Raw genomic sequence first — 17,754 nt, 5'->3', positions numbered from 1 at the left:
TTCCAATATCAATCAAATGAAAAAGATCATCAATAAAATAGGGTATACCGGAAGCCTGCTTTGTCTTCTGGCTATTGCTTCCTGTACCAAAGAATTGAATCAACAGCCCATCACCTCAAAATCTCTTGGTAATTTTTTAAACACAGAAACTGAAGTGGAAGAGTATATCAATGCCGTATATGGTACTTTACAATCGAACGGACTTTATGGGCTTTATTTGCCTGCTATCGGCGAAATTCCTTCAGATAACACATTTGATGAAGTACCGGCAAACGATGGTGGAATGTACGGTCAGCTGGATCAATTTACCACCGTTGCTTCTAATGGTATGCTTTCAGATTTTTGGAAAAATTCATATCAGGGTATTCAACGTGCCAATACGGTTTTAAACAGGGTTGATGGAATTGCTTATACAGTTTCTGCAAATAAGCAAGCCAGAAAAGGAGAAATGCACTTCATCCGTGCGCTTCTTTATTTTAATTTGGTAAGGGTTTTCGGTGATGTTCCATTGGTTACCAAAGAAACCAGCAATCCAAATGAGTTTTTTGGACAAGGACGCACGAGCAAAGATTTGGTATATGCCCAGATTACTACAGATTTAACCAATGCCATCCAGGAATTACCGGTAAATACCAGTACGCAGGGAAAAGCCATCAAAACGGCTGCCCAGTCTCTTCTCGGGAAAGTATACCTCACCTTAGGTAAGTTTAGCGAGAGTAAAAGGGTACTGACCGATGTGGTGGCTTCTGGAAAACACCAGTTATTAAATGATCCGGCAGATATTTTTTCATTAAACAACAAGAACAATAGCGAAATTATTTTTGCTGTTCAATTCGCTTCCGGCTTAAATGGCAATAGCGAAGGAAGTTCAGCCTATCAGCAGTTTAGCCCTTCCGGTAGTATTAGTGGCGCTAAAGGACATAATCTACCGACGAAAAGTTTTTATCAGCTCTATAATGCTGGCGATAAACGCAAAAATGCTTATGTCGGGGTTACTACCGCTGGTACGCCTTTTTCAACAAAGTTGAAAGCATCAACAACCACTCCTGTTGATGGTGGAAGTAATTTCGTGGTGTTACGTTACGCAGATGTACTACTGATGCTTGCCGAGTCTGAAAATGAGTTAGGCAATCAGGAAAATGCAAAAAACTTCCTCAACCTGGTACGGAGAAGGGCTGGTTTGGCAGATTTTACCCAACAAGGCCAAACGGAATTAAGGGCAGCCATTATGCTGGAAAGAAGATTAGAGTTGATCGGGGAAGGAGACCGCTGGTTCGACTTATTGCGAACAAATACGGCTATTACGGTGATGAATGCGTGGTTTGCTTCGCAAAATATAACAACCAGAATTGCTTCCCGCGATCTGTTGCAACCCATTCCACAAGATCAAATCGATACAGACCCATCTATTAAACAAAATCCATAATCTTAAATAAATATTAAAATGAGAAAAGTTATTCTGCAGCTGTCGTTCATGCTGATCTGCCTGAGCGGATTTGCGCAATCTAAACCTGAGTTGAGTCTTAACCAGGTATTTAATCCTAAAAGTAAAACGGTATTGGTGACAGCGCACCGTGGCGACTGGCGTAATACACCAGAAAATTCTATTCAAGCACTCAAAAACTGCATCGCAATGGGAGTGGACATCATGGAATTGGATTTAAAAAAGACAAAAGACGGATATCTGGTGATTATGCATGATCGCGATATCGACCGCACGACTACGGGTAAGGGTGATGTTTCTGATTACACCCTGGCAGAAATTCAAAAATTCTTTCTTCGTTCTGGTTCAGGGCATCCTACTAAACATCAGGTACCCACTTTTAAAGAAATCCTTAGCATTGCAAAAGATCACATTATCATTGATGTAGATAAAGGTTATGATTATTACCCACAAGTGATTAAGGAACTCAGGGAAGCCGGAATGATTGGGCAAGCCATAGTGAATGTAAAAAACAGTACTCCGCTTACCACAATTGAACAGGAGCAAGGCAAAATTGATGATGATATTACCATTATGCCTATTGTTGATATGAAAAGGCCTGATGCTTTACAAATTATAAACAGCTATAAACTGCATAAGCGTACGGTGTTACAGGCAAATTTTAATACTGATACTTTAGCCATTTTGAAACATCTTGGAGAATTCAGGTCAAATTATGGCCTTTGGATTAATAGTTTATGGCCGGAACAAAATGGAGGTCATGATGATGACCGTGCAGTGGAAGAAAATAGAAAAGATGAAACCTGGGGTTGGTTAGTAAACCAAAAGGCGAATATGATCCAGACAGATCGGCCAAAAGAGTTGATAGAATACTTAAAAGATAAAAAACTGCACCTTTAAAAGAAGCAAGATTCATTTGATGTAGTGGAACTATCGAATCAAACGTACGCCTCATATTGTAGCCTATTTGATACGAAACATTAAGTTTTTGAAAAAAATGTAATCATAGATGGATCAAATTAAATAATGTTTTACCTGCTTAAGGTTTGAAATGAGGTGATAATGAGTAAATGAAGCGTTTTCAGCTATTTACACTTCAATACAGTATTTTGAGTTTTAGTTTTGTATTCCTGGAACTACTCAAACGCATGTATATAGTAGGTGATTTCTTCAGGTAATATTACCCTTAATGATTTGCAACTCGTCTCGGGCATCATAATTGATATTTCGAACCCGTTAGAATTAAATCAACGGGACGATTTAGATTAACAATGGAATGTATTAAAACTGATTTAATACATTTTCTATCATCAGATATCTGGATGGATATCCGATGATAGAAAAACCTTGCAGTTATGCAGGGTTTTTTTATTTCCAAATATTTTGCTTTAATAATGCCCGCTACCGTACGTCTTATCGAAAGCTTTCAGTGTCTGAAAACAATTCTTAAAAAGATGCCGAACTGAATTATTAACTTCAATCTCCAAAAGTGAATGATTATCAAATAGAAATAAACCATGAAGGGAGTAAAAAAAGAAAACTTACCGAGTAAAGTTTGTCCGGTTTGCGAACTCTCCTTCAATTGGAGAAAAAAATGGGAAAGAAACTGGGATAATGTTATTTACTGCAGTAAGAAATGCGCAAGCACAAAAAGAAAATAATTAAATTAGCCTTTGCTAGGCAATCGATATTAAGAGCAGAACATCTCTTTTATAAAGTAGATTAGCTCTTGTAGCGTTGCTATATGCCAATATAAGAATCTTAAATATGCTAATTGTCGGATGCCAGATGATCAGAACAAAAGAAAAGCGCCACAATCAGACTTAACTGATTGTGGCGCTTTATTTATTTATTTATTTACAATGATTTTAACCATGTAATTACCTCATCGCGGGTTTTTCCGGTTTTTTGTTGTATTCTTCCGTAAAGCTCGTCATCTTTACCTTCTTCATGTTTCAAATCATCATCAGTAAGGTCGCCATAAGCTTGTTTTACTTTTCCTTTGAGCTCATTCCAGGCTCCTTTTAATTCTAGCTTGTCCATATGTATATGAGTTATGTTGTTTAATTAACACGTTGCACTATCTAATGTTTTTCAATCGTGTTAAAAAAGCCTACTCCATTTTGCTCTAAAATCATTTTCAACATAGGCATATATTGGAAAATTCAAATTCATTTTTTAAGATGTTCCAGGCATAAAATATTTTATTCAACCCATCAGGTTTAAAATTATCACCTGGTTTTTTGCTCTTTAAAAACTAAATAATGTTTTTTTAGTTAATCTATCTATCAATTCGTCTGCATTTTTTCATTTTTGAAAAGGCATGACATTTGTAAATCAATGAATGAGTTAGTCGATTATAGAACGGAAAACCATTTAGAATAAATTGATAGGAAAGACTAAAAAGACAAATGAATATACTCGATAAAGAGAAATCTTCTTTCTCAAATAATAACATTCGCCAAGATTTAGAATTGCTTAAAAGAGCAATAGACGCCTCCGTATCCGGTATTATCATTACCGACAACCGGGAGCCAGACAATCCAATTATTTATTGTAACAGTGCTTTCGAGGAAATTAGTGGATACTCCAGATCCGAAATTATTGGACATAACTGTAGGTTCCTGCAACAAGATGATCGCTCACAAAAGGAAAGAGCGATGATTCGTGAAGCCGTTTCGCAGGGGGAAGGCTGTAGGGTAGAAATCCGCAATTACCGTAAAAACGGTGATCTTTTCTGGAATGAGCTTCTTATTTCACCGGTTCTTGATGAAAATAATAACGTCACTCATTTTATTGGTGTTCAGCAGGATGTTACCCAGCGAAAGAAAGCAGAGCAAGATTTGAGACAACAACAGGAAACTATGGAAAAGCAGATTGCAGAACGCACCCGGAACCTTCGGGAAAGCGAACTTTTTCTTTCCAGTATCATTCAAACCGTTCGTGAAAGCCTTCTTGTTTTAGACCCTGACTTCTGCGTAGTCAGTGCAAATGATCACTTTATTAAAACATTTAAGGTGACTTCAGAAGAAACCGTTGGGACCAATCTATATAAATTGGGTAATCACCAATGGGATATTCCGAAACTTAGAGAGTTGCTCGTCGATATTCTTCCAACAAATAACCCCGTTGAGGATTTTGAAGTAGAACATGATTTTCCACATATCGGGAGAAAGCTGATGTTGCTTAATGCCTACCGGATAGAGCTTGAAGGTCAGTTTAAAGATCAGATTTTGCTGGCGATAGAAGACATCACCGAGAAAAGAGAAATCGAACGGAGAAAAGATGATTTCCTTTCCATTGCGAGCCACGAACTTAAAACCCCGCTCACCACAATTAAGGGTTATGTGCAGGCTATGGAAAGGATGATTCCGGAAAATGCAGGCGAAAGATTTGAAAATATGTTAGGTAAAACAGCTCAGTATCTGGATCGCCTCAACAACCTGATTGCCGAATTGCTTGATGTATCCAGAATCCAGACTGGTAATATCGAGTTGCATAAATTGCCTTTTGATTTTGATGTAATGGTGAAAGAAACCGTAGATGCCATACAATCTGCCTCAAGTAACCACCAGATCCAGATTACCGGGAGCTCCGGGATTTCAGTTTCAGCAGATGAATCTCATATTATACAAGTGCTAAACAACCTTTTATCTAACGCTATAAAATATGCACCTGAAGCCGAAAAGGTACGTGTTCATATTTCCAAAGTGAGCGAATTTGTGAAGGTATCTGTAACCGACGAAGGTATGGGAATTAGTCCTGAAGATCAGAAAAAGATCTTTGAACGCTTTTATCGTGCAGGAGAAATTCAACAGCGTTTCCCAGGAATGGGCATCGGACTATACATTTGTGAGCAAATCATTAAGAACCATAATGGTACCTTATGGGTAAAAAGCGAGAAAGGTAAAGGATCTACTTTTAGCTTCACTTTACCAATTAATACCACTAATTAGAGCAGCATAATGAATGATACTAAGAAAATTTTAATATGTGATGACGACGAGGGAATTTTAGATATGCTGGCAATGGTATTCGAAGATTCTCCATATACCATAATTGCAGAGCAAAATAGCTTAAATGTGAAAGGCTTAGTGGAAAGTCAATCTCCAGATCTGGTGTTGCTTGATTTGTGGATGCCAGTGTTATCAGGAGATCAGGTGCTGAAAATGCTCCGTAAAAACCCTGTAACCGAAGATCTTCCTGTTATTATTATTTCTGCCAGTAGAGAAGGGCAGCAGATTGCTTCCAAAGCTGGCGCTACGGGCTATATCTCAAAACCCTTTGATTTTGAAGAGTTAATGAGTATGGTTGACCGTTTAATTAATTAAAACTCACAATGCCAAAAATCCAGCTGCTTGACAGTGGAAAATCTTTTTAAGTCATAAAAATGAAGGATGTAAGTTTTAGAACATTCATCCAAAATAAGATGGTAATGAAGAGAGAAAGTGTTACCCAAGCTTTGTGGCATAGTTTTTATTGGAATGACGATAAGTAAATCATCAGTATAAAGAAGCTGATGCTACACAATATTTTTGAAATTAATATCTATAACTAAATATGCTGCTAAATAAAACTATTCCAGCTAATTACATTTTAAAGAAAATAAAATTCGAAGTACTATATGTACTGATCATCGGCCTGATGGTAAATTACCTTACCGGAGAATATAGAAATTTGATTCCGGAAATGCCCATCGCCATCCCAACATTTATCGGTACGGCAATTTCTGTTATCCTATCTTTTAAAATTAACCAATCTTACGACAGGTGGTGGGAAGCCCGGAAAATTTGGGGGAGTATTGTAAATGATAGTAGAAGTTTAGTCTTGCAATTACAATCTTTTTTATCTGCCGGTAATAAAGATGAAATTAAAGAAATAGCCTATCGGCAAATTGCCTGGTGTTTCAGTTTAGGCCAAAGTTTAAGGGGAAATGATCCTGTAGAAAACCTCGATAAATATATTGGTGAAGCAGATCTAGCCAGCATTAAAAAACATAGTAATAAGCCATTGGCCTTACTGCAGTTAAATACACTTCAAATTGCAAAACTTAGGGAAAAAGGCGCATTGGAATTATTCAGTCATGTACAAATCAATAATACGCTGGTTAATTTTTCTAACTGGATGGGCATGGCAGAACGAATTAAGAGTACAGTCTTCCCTAAAACATATCGCCTGTTTTTACATTTTTTCATCTATATATTTGTGGTTACGCTTTCCATTGCATTAAGAAACATTGATAGTTTTTTCGAAATTCCGTTATTATTGGTTATATCTTCAGCATTCTTTTTGTTGGAAAAATCGGCTACTCATTTACAAGAGCCTTTTAATAATAAACCTACAGATACGGCCGTGACAACCATCGCTACCACTATCGAAATCAACATTAAACAGTTGCTTGAGGAAAAAGATGTGCCTGAACCGTTGGCGCCTCAAAGTTATTATGCGCTTTAACTATTTGTTATTTCGAAATTTATAAATACCATTCTTATTGGGCTTTATCATAAATCATAAAAATGTTATACTGAACCTGTCGAAGGACTCGTAAGAAAGCCCCTATCCGCCTGGCAGCCCCTTTTCCCGGGATGGAAAGGGCGCAAGACAAAATCATTTTTTGCACCTAGGGATTAGCACATTGCTATTGCCGCCCTGCTCGCTTAAATAATTTTCCCGCAGATTAAGAAGATTTCCGCAGAAGCGAGCGGCAAAAATCTGCGGTAATCATTTAGATCTGCGGGACCTACCTTTGCATTATTCTGGAGCACGAATCTAATAGTAAATTCGTCATTGCGAGGAGGTACGACGAAGCAATCTATTTTGAAGATTCTTCAATGAAGAATGCTTCAGCTGATGAAGACCCTATAATGACGGTTTTCTTTAGGTCCAGAATCAAGTTCAGGATAACGATCGCTTTAACCTACCATTCATGCAAATGCGAAAAAGGGTTCGGTGCTAAACGAAGGTGTTGTATAGAAACGCAGGGATCCTTCGCTGCGCTCTGGATGACAATCCTACTATTTCCTCCCAACAATCGCCACCCTGCTATCCGGCATAGGAGATGATGGAAGGAGAAGCCGTTGAAATTTTTGTACCCACATTCAAATACTTCAAACCCAAGGTAGCGCGAACGGCTCTTAAAATAAAATCTTTATTAAAAACAAATCGAGCCCTTGCGCTACCGCCAATCAAATTTCGACGAGCTAATTCGACATCAGATCCAAGCCTTGATTTTTGCTTCTTTTCATTAAGGAAAAGAAGAAAGCCATTCGGCGGCTAGCCGAGGCAAGCCAGCGCAGCGGAAAAAGACGGCCTCTATTCGCCTAGCGGCCCCTTTCTCCGGGAGAGAAAGGGGCACAAGAAAAAACATTCTTCGCGCCTAGCAATCAGCACTATGCTATCGCCACAAAATACAAAATGGTTGGTGAGCCACCACACTATGGTTTCATTGATAGCGAACAATGTTGAAAGTGGTTGGTGAGCCACCAACCACTGGATGAGAGTATTTCCCAGAACAAAGGCCACCAAAACTTCGCAAGTTGATCTTCACTCATGAAATTTAGATAGTTTCTTAGATTATAAAAATAAAAAACGTTATTTGGACGTTTATAAATTTAATCATTATATTTGATTCTCCTATGAGAGATCGCCACTTAAAATCCTGTAATAAAACTTGATTTTAATGGTTTTTCAAAAAGGGCTAACCAAATATACTGCTATGAAATTAACGTTCTTGTTGATCGCAATTCAATTTTTTGTTTTTGAATGTGCTCAGGCACAATCTGTGGATAGTAAAAATCCAGAAACTGGTCCAACTACTTTCCAGACTTCAGGAAACCCATTATTTAAACATAAATATACAGCTGATCCTGCAGCTTTAGTAGTTGGAGATACCTTTTATATTTATTCAGGTCAGGATACCGGAGAAGGGAAAGGCTACGAGATGCCAAACTGGCTTGTTTTTTCTTCTAAAGATCTTACCAATTGGACAGAACATCCTATTCCACTTCGAAATAAAGATTTTAGCTGGTCTGTTGGGCAAACCTCCTGGGCATCGCAGGTAATTGCCCGCAATGGTAAATACTATTTCTATGTTTCCACAGAACACAAAAATGAAAATGGAAAAAAAGGAAAAGCAATAGGAGTAGCGGTTGCAGATGGCCCTGTTGGTCCGTTTAAAGATGCGAAAGGAACGGCGCTCATCACCAATGAGATGACCACCAAATGGACAAACATCAGCTGGGACGATATAGATCCTACAGTTTTTATAGATGATGATGGACAAGCTTATCTATTCTGGGGAAATACCCAATGTTATTACATCAAGCTTAAAGAAAATATGATTGAAACCGAAGGTGAGATCATGCCTGTTACCTTGCCGAAGTTTACAGAAGCACCTTGGGTTCACAAAAGAGGCAAGTCATACTATTTATCTTTTGCTACAGGATTCCCGGAGAAAACTGCATATGCCATGAGCAATAATATTAACGGCCCATGGGAATATAAAGGGATTTTAAATGAACTTGCTGGCAACAGCAATACCAATCATCACGCAATTGTACAATTTAAAGGCAATTGGTATTTTGTTTACCATAATGGAGGGGTAGAAACAGGCGGCGGCAGTTTCAGGCGATCGGTGTGCATAGATCGTTTATACTATAATAAAGATGGTACAATGAAACGTATTCAGATGACTTCTGAAGGGTTATGGGGAAAAGCAAAGTAACCAAATACTGACTAAAGTAACTACTTGGTCTTTTTTGAAGCCTTCATCAGTTCTTTGTATGATGTATTGCTTACGAGTAACGTTATGTCAATCAGTGTCTAGCACTGGTTAACAATAGTTCGTATTCATCATTTTGAATTAACCAATATAAACCAATAAATCTTATCTTATGAAAGTCTTTATCTATGAAAGGACGTTTTTTAAAACGATTTTAACCGTCGTACTGACGTTTATTTCGTTTGCTGCGTTCGCCCAGATTTCTGTAAAAGGAAAAGTACTGGATGAAAAGGGTGTAGGAATGCCAGACGTGAATATCCTTGTAAAAGGTACCACTAACGGAGTGAAAACTGATCCCAGTGGAAACTATACCATTAATGTACCAAATCCACAAACTACCCTCGTATTTTCCTACATCAGCTTTAACACACAGGAGATTGTGGTCGGTCAACGCACATCTATTAATGTTTCTTTAATTGCACAAGAAAATTCACTGGAGCAAGTGGTGGTAGTGGGTTATGGCGCCCAAAAAAGGTCTACAATTACCGGAGCCGTGAGTGATATCAAATCTGACGCACTGATGCGTACGCCTGCTATTACCACTTCAGGCGCACTTGTCGGGAAAATTCAGGGCGTAAATACCCGCCAGACAGATGCCCGTCCGGGGGGTGCTACAGGCTTGCAGATCAGGAACATGGGCGAGCCGCTGTATGTTATCGATGGTGTACCATCAGATGCCGGGCAGTTTAATAACCTCGGGCAAAACGATATTGAAAGTATTTCCATCCTGAAAGATGCATCAGCTGCTATATATGGTTTACGCGCCGCGAACGGCGTGGTCTTGGTAACCACAAAAAAAGGCCGTTCAAATCAGCCAACGGCTATAAATGTATCATCTTACTACGGACTTCAGAATTTCACCCGCATGCCAAAGCCAGCCAATGCTGGTGATTACGTAAGGGCATTAGCCGAGTCTGATCAGAATTTAAACAGAACAACCATCTGGACTCCGGAGTTACTGAGTAAATGGAAAGCAGGTACAGAACCAGGTTTTCAGAGTTTTGATTATTATGATTTTATTGTTAGACCAAACGTTCCTCAGCGATACCTTTCTGCCAATGCATCAGGTGGATCTAACAATACCAATTTCTTTATTTCTGCTACGCACCTGAATCAGGAAGCCGTAATTAAAGATTTTAGTTTTAACCGTACCAATATTCAGGCGAATTTAGATGCGGGTTTAACAAAAGGATTAAAAATCGGAACCCAGATTGCAGGTAGATTGGAACGTCGTCATCAGTCTGGCGTACCAGGTTATGATGACTATTTCAACCCACTGCTCAGTTTGTATACTAACTGGCCAACTGAACGCCCGTATGCAAATGATAATCCAAATTATATCAATGCCACGCACAATATTAATGTAAACCCGGCAACTTATGAAGAAGACATTTCTGGCTATGCCGATAATGATTGGCGAGCTTTAAAGTCTAACTTTTATGCTCAATATAGCTTTCCCTTTGGTTTGGTTGCGAAGGCTACCTACTCTTACAATTACACCACTTACGTAGGGGAAAACTTTGAGTATACTTATAATGCTTATACTTATGATCCGGCTACGAATACCTATAATATTAATGGTGGAAATCAAAATCCATTCAGAAGAAAAGAAAGAAGAGAGATTGCAGAAAATTTCGGGCAGTTTCAGTTAAACTACGCTAAAAGCTTTGGTGATCACGCATTCGATGTGGTAGCCGCTTACGAGCGCTATGATTCAACTGATGATTATGTAGAAATGATCAGCAACCCACCCAACAATACGGTGCCATTAATCTATTTTGCTGATCAGACTTTTTTAGGGAATACTTATGGTGTTTCTGCCAGGGCAGGTTACATTGGCCGGGTAAATTACAATTACAAACAAAAATATCTTTTAGAAGCATTAGGCCGGTATGATGGCTCCTTTTTATTTAGAAAAGATAACCGGTTCGGCTTTTTCCCTGGTGTATCTGCAGGCTGGATCGTTTCAAAAGAAAACTTTTTTCGCAACATCAAATTTGTAGATAACCTGAAACTTCGCGTTTCTTATGGGCAAACCGGTACAGATCGCCAACCGTATGGTGATACCAGTCAGCCATTAGTTGCGCCATTCAGTTATTTGCAGGGATATGATTATGCCAATGGTGGTGCGGTTTTTAATGGTTCACTCGTTACCGGAGTTTCACCAAGAGGTTTACCCATTACCAATTTATCATGGATTACCAGTATCTCTAAAAATATTGGTGTAGATTTTGCCCTCTTCAATAATAAATTAATAGGTTCATTCGATTTCTTCGAGCGTAAAAGAACCGGGTTACCTGCACCAAGATATGATATTCTCCTGCCAAGTGAAGTTGGGTATTCCTTGCCAGATGATAACCTGAATTCTGACGCTAATCGTGGGATGGAAGGAATTGTAACTTATCGGAGCAAAACTAAGGAGGTTGAATATTCCATCGGTGTAAATGCTACATTATCACGCTTACGTACCCTCGATTATTACAAACCACGTTTTGGTAATTCGTGGGATGAGTACCGCAATTCTGGTGTAGACCGCTGGGCGGATGTAAATTTTGGCCACCATGTGATCGGCCGTTTTCAATCACAGGATGAGATAGATAACTACCCAATCAATAATGATGGACAGGGAAATCGCACCCTCTTGCCAGGAGATCTTAAGTTTGAAGATACCAATGGTGATGGCATTATCAATGGCATGGATCAACGCCCGATTGGTTATGCTCAGGGTGGCCTGCCTTATTTAAATGTGGGTATTAATGGAAGTGTGATCTGGAAAGGCATTACCTTACAGTTCGATTTTGCGGGCGCAAGTATGCAAACTTTTCAACGTGAGTATGAGTTGCAGATTCCATTCCAGAATAACGGAAACTCACCGGCGTATATGCTAAATGATCGCTGGCACCGTGCCGATCCGTTTAATCCAAAAAGTGAATGGATTCCAGGAACTTATCCGGCTTTACGTAAAGATAATCCGGGACTTTCCAATTTCTCTTACCGCAACGATTTCTGGATCACCAACGTAACTTATCTCCGCTTAAAGAACTTATTATTAGGTTATTCGTTGCCAAAAAGCTGGATCGAGAAGGCAGGTTTCAAAAATGTATTTGTATACGCCAATGGAACCAACCTGATCTCTTTTGATAATTTAAGAAAATTCGAAATTGATGGTGAAATTTCTTCAACTAACGGAATTGTTTATCCGCAACAGCGATTATTTAATTTCGGTTTTAACGTTACACTTTAAGATTTTTACGATGAAAAATATTAAAATTTATATTGGGCTTATCACTATCCTATCGGTGTTTTCGGCCTGTAAAAAAGATTTCCTGGAGCGCGAACCGCAAAGCATTGTGGTAGAGGATCAGGTTTATGGAGACCCCAAACTTATTGAAGGCGTACTGGCTAATTTATATAACCGGATTCCAACGGATGCTTCTTTAACAAACCGCTGGACTGAGCACACTGCTTATGATGATGCAGTATGGTCTGGCAGCGGAAATTCAGGAGATGAATACCGAAATAATATCATTTCTTATCCGGTAGACCGATGGAGACTTTGGGATTATGGTTTCATTCGGGATGTAAACCTCGGGATTGAAGGTGTGCAAAAGAGTGCCAAATTAACGACACAGCAGAAAGATCAGTTTAGTGCAGAGTTTCGTTTCTTGCGGGCGTACGACTATTTTGAAATGGTAAAACGGATGGGTGGTGTTCCATTAGTAACCTCACCACTTGTTTATGATTATAGTGGTGATGCGACCAGTCTTCAATTACCACGAAGCAAAGAGGTGGATGTATACGATTTTATTGCCAGCGAACTTGATGCAATCGCAAATATCGTAGGTAATAACGGAAGTACATCACGTGCGAATAAATATACCGTACTGGCTTTAAAATGCAGAGCGATGTTATATGCAGGCTCTTTAGCGAAATACAATAGTTTAATGGCGAGTCCGATAACGTTGCCTGGTGGTGAAGTTGGCATTCCGGCACAACGCGCAGCAGATTTCTATAACAAAGCTTTAGATGCAGCAAAACAGGTAATCGCTGGTCCATACTCGCTGTATAAAACAAACGCCTCCAACCTTGGTGAGAATTTTTATGAAGCGCTGACGAAGAAAACCGGGAATCCGGAACTCATTTTAATTCAGGATTTTTTACAATCGAAAGGATTTAAGCATGGCTTTAGCTACGATAACATTGCCCGCTCATTGAGAGAAGATAATCTGGCATCATCTGCCATTGCCCCAACCTTAAATCTGGTAGAAAAATATGAATATCTAGATGGTACAGATGGAACGCTAAAAACCAGAACACCAGATAATAGCGACTACATTTACTACACCAATACGCAGGATGTTTTTGCCAATAAAGATGCCCGCTTATATGGAACAGTGATTTATCCGGGAACAAGTTTCAGAAATTTACCTGTTAATATTCAGGCAGGTGTGGCGTTATGGAATGGAAGTTCTTATCAGATTATTGAGGGCGATTTAGGTGCAAGGTATACGGATGGAAAGCTGCTAACTGGCCTGGATGGGCCACAACGTTCTGCGCTTGATTTATCAAATACCGGTTTTTATCTGCGTAAATTTATAGATAATACACCTTTAGCCAGCACCCGTACCCGTGGAACGGATATTGCCTGGATCAGATTCAGATTAGGAGAAATTTACCTTAACGCTGCGGAAGCTGCTTTTGAACTTGGCCAAACGGCGAGTGCTTTAACCTATATCAATACCTTACGGGAAAGAGCAGGTTTTGGCACGAATAGTTTAAGTACATTGACCATCGACCGACTCCGCAACGAGCGCAGGGTAGAATTGGCTTTTGAAGATCACCGTGTTTGGGATCTGGCTCGCTGGCGCATTGCGGATAAAGTTTGGAATGGTAGCACGAGCAGTCCTGATGCGATGCTTTATGCCTTGTATCCATATCGAGTTGTACGTCCGGGTGATGCTGCCCGCAATGATAAGTATATCTTTATTAAACAAGTAGCACCCAGATTTAAAGCGCCACGCTTTTATCAGATCGGGAATTACTATTCTTCAATCAGCCAGACTGTGCTCAATAACAATCCTAAAATCGTTCGTAATCCATTTCATTAATCAATCGTCATGAAAAATATAAATTATATCATACTGTTCTCCCTGATTGCACTTTTCTCTTGCAAAAAGGATAATTACGAGGCGCCAACATCCCGACTTTCTGGTCGGGTGATCTTTCAGAATCAGCCTGTTGGCGTCCGCTCTGATGGTGTACAGCTGGAATTGTGGCAACGTGGTTTCTCTCTTTTTACTAAAATTCCGGTTTATGTGGCCCAAGATGGAACATTCTCCGCAACACTGTTCGATGGCGATTATAAGCTGGTGCGTTTACGTGGAAATGGTCCGTGGATTGACAATACAGACTCAATCTCGGTTAAAGTAAGTGGTAATACTCAAATAGATGTTCCGGTAGTGCCGCATTTCAATTTGAGCAATGTATCCTTCAGTAAATCAGGAACTACTGTAACAGCAACATTTACCGTGCAGCAAGTAACGGCAGCAAGCAGTTTGGAGCGTGTGAATCTATACCTGGGTACAACCATGATTGTGGATAATACCAGGCAAGATGCCAGTGCCGAAAAAGTGGCAGCAGATGTAGTGATCGGGCAGCCTGGCACAATTTCAGTGACTATTCCGGCAGCGTTAGCCTCTAGAAATTTTATGTTTGCCAGGGTAGCCGTGAAAACAAATGGGGTAGGAGAAGCATTATTCTCCGCACCCCAACGGATAGAATTTAAGTAGTGGTTTATCGTTTTTAGCTGATCACTATTTTGTGTTATTTTTTCAAGCTGAGTCGTTTTTTAAGCGGCTCAGCTTTTTTTTGTGATAGCTGATTCAAAAAATTAGCATGGCGCAAATAGTTTCCCGCAGATTTGGCAGATTTTCGCAGAAGCGATGGTTTATATCTGCGGTGATCATTTTAATCTGCGGGACAAACCCTTTATGATGATCGCTTAAAGTCTATAGGTTGGTGTCTCATAAATAAAGTTACTAACTCTACACGCAGAATAATCTTCGGAGTTAGTAACTTTCTATCGTTTGGTTTCTTCCCAACCGAAAAACTCATGCCTATAAATTCAACCACATTAACTTAGTCTGATTGGTGAGGTACTGGCTAGTAAACCAGTATGTTAGTTTCTAACCCTAGCTAAAAATTCTGTTAAATCAGCTACAAATTGCTGTGGTTTTGCATAATGGATATTATGCTCAACGCCTTCATATTCTTTTCTGATAATAAACCTAGGGTGGGCTGCCGCCAGTTGAATATTTGCTGAAGTAAATGGCATAGGGTCGTTATCGGATACCGGATCTAAAATCAACACTGGAACATTTAAATTTCTAAATATAATCCTTGGTTCTATGTAAGTAATAGAGGCCGCGTACAAGGGCGAAATGGCGGGACGTAAAACCAAATTCCTGAATTCCTTATCATTTGCCATAGAGAAGTAATCCATCAAACCCTGATAAATAATCCATTTATCACCCGCAGGTTTGATCACAGCCAAAAGATCAAATTGATCTCCGCCTTTCTCGCTATCATATAATTGCGCATAGGCTTCGAAATCAGATGAATAACTTCCGTTGTATAATGATTTGATTTCTGGGGAGAGATTCATTGTTTTGGCTTTAGCATCTAGTTCCTTTTCACTCATTTTGTGGTAAAAAGCATTAAAGGCTACAGAACCACCATCCTCCAAAATCAATGCCTCAACCCGGTCAGGGTATGATTGATAAACGACAGAAGCCACGTAACCACCTCTCGAAAAACCTCCAATAACAGCTTTCTTAATCTGGAGTGAATCCATCATTACTATAATATCATCAGCAATATGATACAGCGAAACTTCCTTCTCTGGAATAGGCGTTTTACCATGTCCATAATAATCAATAGCAATTAAATAATATCCAGCATCAGTTAGGAATTTAGCAATTGGTGCAAGCTCATAGGTATTCATTAAACTACCGTGAATCCAAATTAACGGTGTACTTTTCGGATTACCCCAGCTTAGGTAATGCATTAAGACGTTCTCAGTTTTTACATAATGACCATGCTGTTCTTCGAAATTTTCATAGGTCTTCTTATCTTTCTTAAACTGTTTAAAAATCGAGCTTTTTTCGCCCTGAGCGAAGCTGAAAAAGTTGAGTAATAGCAGCTGAAGAATAATAAATGGCCTACAGATCAAAATTCTTTTTTTATGGTTCATCAAATAAAAATACGAATTGTACATTGGGTAATTTATGCCGTTCTGGATTTTTATAATTTGCTGAGCAGTTGCTCATGCCTTTAATTCACCATAGCAGATTGAAGAGATAAACTTAAGCTAGTTGGTGAGACAACAACAGTAGTATGGCTCAAATAATTTCCCGCAGATTTAAGAGATTTCCGCAGAAGCGAGGGTTAAAATCTGCGTTTATCATTTCGATCTGCGGGCAAACCTTTTTATAACGATCGCTTAAAGTCTATAGGTTGGTATCTCATAAATAAAGTTACTAACTCTACAGACAGAATAATCATCTGAGTTAGTAACTTTCCATGTATCGATATCTCAGCAGCCGAAAACTCTTGCATATAAATTCCATGTATTTACAGATTGAAGAGCCTAAACTTAATCTGATTGGTGAGAGACACCAACCAGTAGATTATTAGGTTAATAAAACTTAACTAACCCTAAGGTTTTCATTACTTGTTTTTGGTACTGGTCTCAAAGATTTCCTTGATTTGCTATCCATTCGCTGGATCATTAAAATCATCTCTATGCTGGCAATAAAAATCAACAGATAACCATAGGTTTCCAGAGATTCTTCGGAGATATTTTTTACATCCCGCATGTAATCCTTCTCCATCGCCGCCATCCAGAAGATTTTTCTACCGTATAATCTCGAAAAAATATAAGTGGTGAGAACGCCAGAAATCATCATTCCAAAAGCAAACAAAGAAGTGTAAACTTTTAGATTTTCCAGTAAAAGTTTACGATTTCTGATTGCATAATAGATAGGAAAAGGCAATGAAAATAAAACGATCATTTGCCATGCACCATCAAAATAGTGAAGATCCAGGTAGGCATCCTGCTCGCGCACAAAGGAAGCGAATAAAAATTCAGCAATTAACAAAAGCAGGGGGCGCCAGTTTTTGTAAATCAATATCCCATAGGTTAGGGCGAAGATCGAAAACAGAAGCAATAGACTTTGTAAGGTCTCTATGGGCGAATCTTCCGAGAATTTCATTTCCTGTGGCTCCAGGCCTACTTGCCGCATCAGGAATTCTGCTACGGCCACTATAGCTAAACCGTAAAGGATAAATTTGCCGAACATGGCAATTAAGCTTGAAGAATTTGTCGTATCACAATTAAACTTATTTTGGGTATGGTATTGTGGGTCGACTTTGGGTAGCTGGCTAATCATTTGATAAAATTTTATGCCAAAATTCCATAAAAATGTGCTCGTCATCAAGGTCTGTATGTAGTAGATATTGGCCTTTTTGT

13 protein-coding genes are annotated in these 17,754 nt (G+C 39.1%); 10 read left to right on the top strand and 3 right to left on the bottom strand.

The genetic code is table 11. From position 1 onward, the window contains the following. Window positions 1-16: 16 nt before the first annotated feature. The 3 genes from ACN1CD_RS20250 (at window position 17) to ACN1CD_RS20240 (ending at window position 3,105) form a co-directional block, all read left to right on the top strand. Window positions 17-1,426, top strand: coding sequence for a RagB/SusD family nutrient uptake outer membrane protein (locus ACN1CD_RS20250; RefSeq protein ID WP_419132228.1), 1,410 nt, complete (start codon window positions 17-19; stop codon window positions 1,424-1,426). 18 nt (window positions 1,427-1,444) lie between these two features. Beyond that, window positions 1,445-2,344: a glycerophosphodiester phosphodiesterase family protein gene (locus tag ACN1CD_RS20245; protein WP_419132227.1), complete on the top strand. Its 900-nt coding sequence runs from the start codon at window positions 1,445-1,447 to the stop codon at window positions 2,342-2,344. A gap of 617 nt (window positions 2,345-2,961) precedes the next feature. Then, on the top strand, window positions 2,962-3,105 hold the full coding sequence (locus tag ACN1CD_RS20240) for a DUF2256 domain-containing protein (RefSeq protein WP_419132226.1): 144 nt from the start codon (window positions 2,962-2,964) through the stop codon (window positions 3,103-3,105). Between the two features lie 196 nt (window positions 3,106-3,301). Here ACN1CD_RS20240 and ACN1CD_RS20235 read toward each other — a convergent pair whose 3' ends face one another. Next, a complete protein-coding gene (locus tag ACN1CD_RS20235; RefSeq protein ID WP_419132225.1) occupies window positions 3,302-3,487 on the bottom strand; it encodes a CsbD family protein in 186 nt (61 codons plus the stop codon). Window positions 3,488-3,855: 368 nt separating this feature from the next. Between ACN1CD_RS20235 and ACN1CD_RS20230 the strand changes: the two genes are divergently transcribed. The 7 genes from ACN1CD_RS20230 (at window position 3,856) to ACN1CD_RS20200 (ending at window position 15,013) form a co-directional block, all read left to right on the top strand. Continuing rightward, the gene (locus ACN1CD_RS20230) at window positions 3,856-5,400 is read left to right on the top strand and encodes a PAS domain-containing sensor histidine kinase (protein WP_419132224.1); all 1,545 of its coding nucleotides are present in this window, start codon (window positions 3,856-3,858) and stop codon (window positions 5,398-5,400) included. A 9-nt stretch (window positions 5,401-5,409) separates the two neighbouring features. Next, entirely contained in the window at window positions 5,410-5,775 is a 366-nt protein-coding gene (locus tag ACN1CD_RS20225; RefSeq protein ID WP_419132223.1) for a response regulator, read from the top strand. A gap of 229 nt (window positions 5,776-6,004) precedes the next feature. Then, entirely contained in the window at window positions 6,005-6,898 is an 894-nt protein-coding gene (locus tag ACN1CD_RS20220) for a bestrophin family protein (RefSeq protein WP_419132222.1), read from the top strand. A 1,261-nt stretch (window positions 6,899-8,159) separates the two neighbouring features. Next, on the top strand, window positions 8,160-9,167 hold the full coding sequence (locus ACN1CD_RS20215; RefSeq protein WP_419132221.1) for a glycoside hydrolase family 43 protein: 1,008 nt from the start codon (window positions 8,160-8,162) through the stop codon (window positions 9,165-9,167). Between the two features lie 169 nt (window positions 9,168-9,336). Further along, window positions 9,337-12,468, top strand: a complete 3,132-nt coding sequence (locus ACN1CD_RS20210) for a SusC/RagA family TonB-linked outer membrane protein (RefSeq protein WP_419132220.1) — start codon at window positions 9,337-9,339, stop codon at window positions 12,466-12,468. A gap of 10 nt (window positions 12,469-12,478) precedes the next feature. Further along, complete coding sequence (locus ACN1CD_RS20205) at window positions 12,479-14,332, top strand: RagB/SusD family nutrient uptake outer membrane protein (protein WP_419132219.1); 1,854 nt, start codon at window positions 12,479-12,481, stop codon at window positions 14,330-14,332. A gap of 9 nt (window positions 14,333-14,341) precedes the next feature. Next, window positions 14,342-15,013 carry a DUF3823 domain-containing protein gene (locus ACN1CD_RS20200; RefSeq protein WP_419132218.1) on the top strand — a complete coding sequence of 224 codons (672 nt, stop codon included), beginning with the start codon at window positions 14,342-14,344 and terminating at the stop codon, window positions 15,011-15,013. 389 nt (window positions 15,014-15,402) lie between these two features. On the opposite strand, the gene ACN1CD_RS20195 is transcribed toward ACN1CD_RS20200, so the two are convergent. Together ACN1CD_RS20195 and ACN1CD_RS20190 are read right to left on the bottom strand one after the other, a co-directional pair. Then, window positions 15,403-16,476, bottom strand: coding sequence for an alpha/beta fold hydrolase (locus tag ACN1CD_RS20195; RefSeq protein ID WP_419132217.1), 1,074 nt, complete (start codon window positions 16,474-16,476; stop codon window positions 15,403-15,405). 454 nt (window positions 16,477-16,930) lie between these two features. Then, window positions 16,931-17,674 carry a hypothetical protein gene (locus tag ACN1CD_RS20190; RefSeq protein ID WP_419132216.1) on the bottom strand — a complete coding sequence of 248 codons (744 nt, stop codon included), beginning with the start codon at window positions 17,672-17,674 and terminating at the stop codon, window positions 16,931-16,933. Between the last annotated feature and the right edge of the window lie 80 nt (window positions 17,675-17,754).

Source organism: Pedobacter sp. N23S346, assembly GCF_048515415.1.
Lineage (GTDB): Bacteria > Bacteroidota > Bacteroidia > Sphingobacteriales > Sphingobacteriaceae > Pedobacter.
This window is presented reverse-complemented; position numbering and strand designations above follow the sequence as displayed.

Bases quoted from the DNA above. Each gene is read 5' to 3' on its own strand.
- ACN1CD_RS20250 (WP_419132228.1), top strand. From the start codon at position 17: ATGAAAAAGATCATCAATAAAATAGGGTATACCGGAAGCCTGCTTTGT.
- ACN1CD_RS20245 (WP_419132227.1), top strand. From the start codon at position 1,445: ATGAGAAAAGTTATTCTGCAGCTGTCGTTCATGCTGATCTGCCTGAGC.
- ACN1CD_RS20240 (WP_419132226.1), top strand. From the start codon at position 2,962: ATGAAGGGAGTAAAAAAAGAAAACTTACCGAGTAAAGTTTGTCCGGTT.
- ACN1CD_RS20235 (WP_419132225.1), bottom strand. From the start codon at position 3,487: ATGGACAAGCTAGAATTAAAAGGAGCCTGGAATGAGCTCAAAGGAAAA.
- ACN1CD_RS20230 (WP_419132224.1), top strand. From the start codon at position 3,856: ATGAATATACTCGATAAAGAGAAATCTTCTTTCTCAAATAATAACATT.
- ACN1CD_RS20225 (WP_419132223.1), top strand. From the start codon at position 5,410: ATGAATGATACTAAGAAAATTTTAATATGTGATGACGACGAGGGAATT.
- ACN1CD_RS20220 (WP_419132222.1), top strand. From the start codon at position 6,005: ATGCTGCTAAATAAAACTATTCCAGCTAATTACATTTTAAAGAAAATA.
- ACN1CD_RS20215 (WP_419132221.1), top strand. From the start codon at position 8,160: ATGAAATTAACGTTCTTGTTGATCGCAATTCAATTTTTTGTTTTTGAA.
- ACN1CD_RS20210 (WP_419132220.1), top strand. From the start codon at position 9,337: ATGAAAGTCTTTATCTATGAAAGGACGTTTTTTAAAACGATTTTAACC.
- ACN1CD_RS20205 (WP_419132219.1), top strand. From the start codon at position 12,479: ATGAAAAATATTAAAATTTATATTGGGCTTATCACTATCCTATCGGTG.
- ACN1CD_RS20200 (WP_419132218.1), top strand. From the start codon at position 14,342: ATGAAAAATATAAATTATATCATACTGTTCTCCCTGATTGCACTTTTC.
- ACN1CD_RS20195 (WP_419132217.1), bottom strand. From the start codon at position 16,476: ATGAACCATAAAAAAAGAATTTTGATCTGTAGGCCATTTATTATTCTT.
- ACN1CD_RS20190 (WP_419132216.1), bottom strand. From the start codon at position 17,674: ATGATTAGCCAGCTACCCAAAGTCGACCCACAATACCATACCCAAAAT.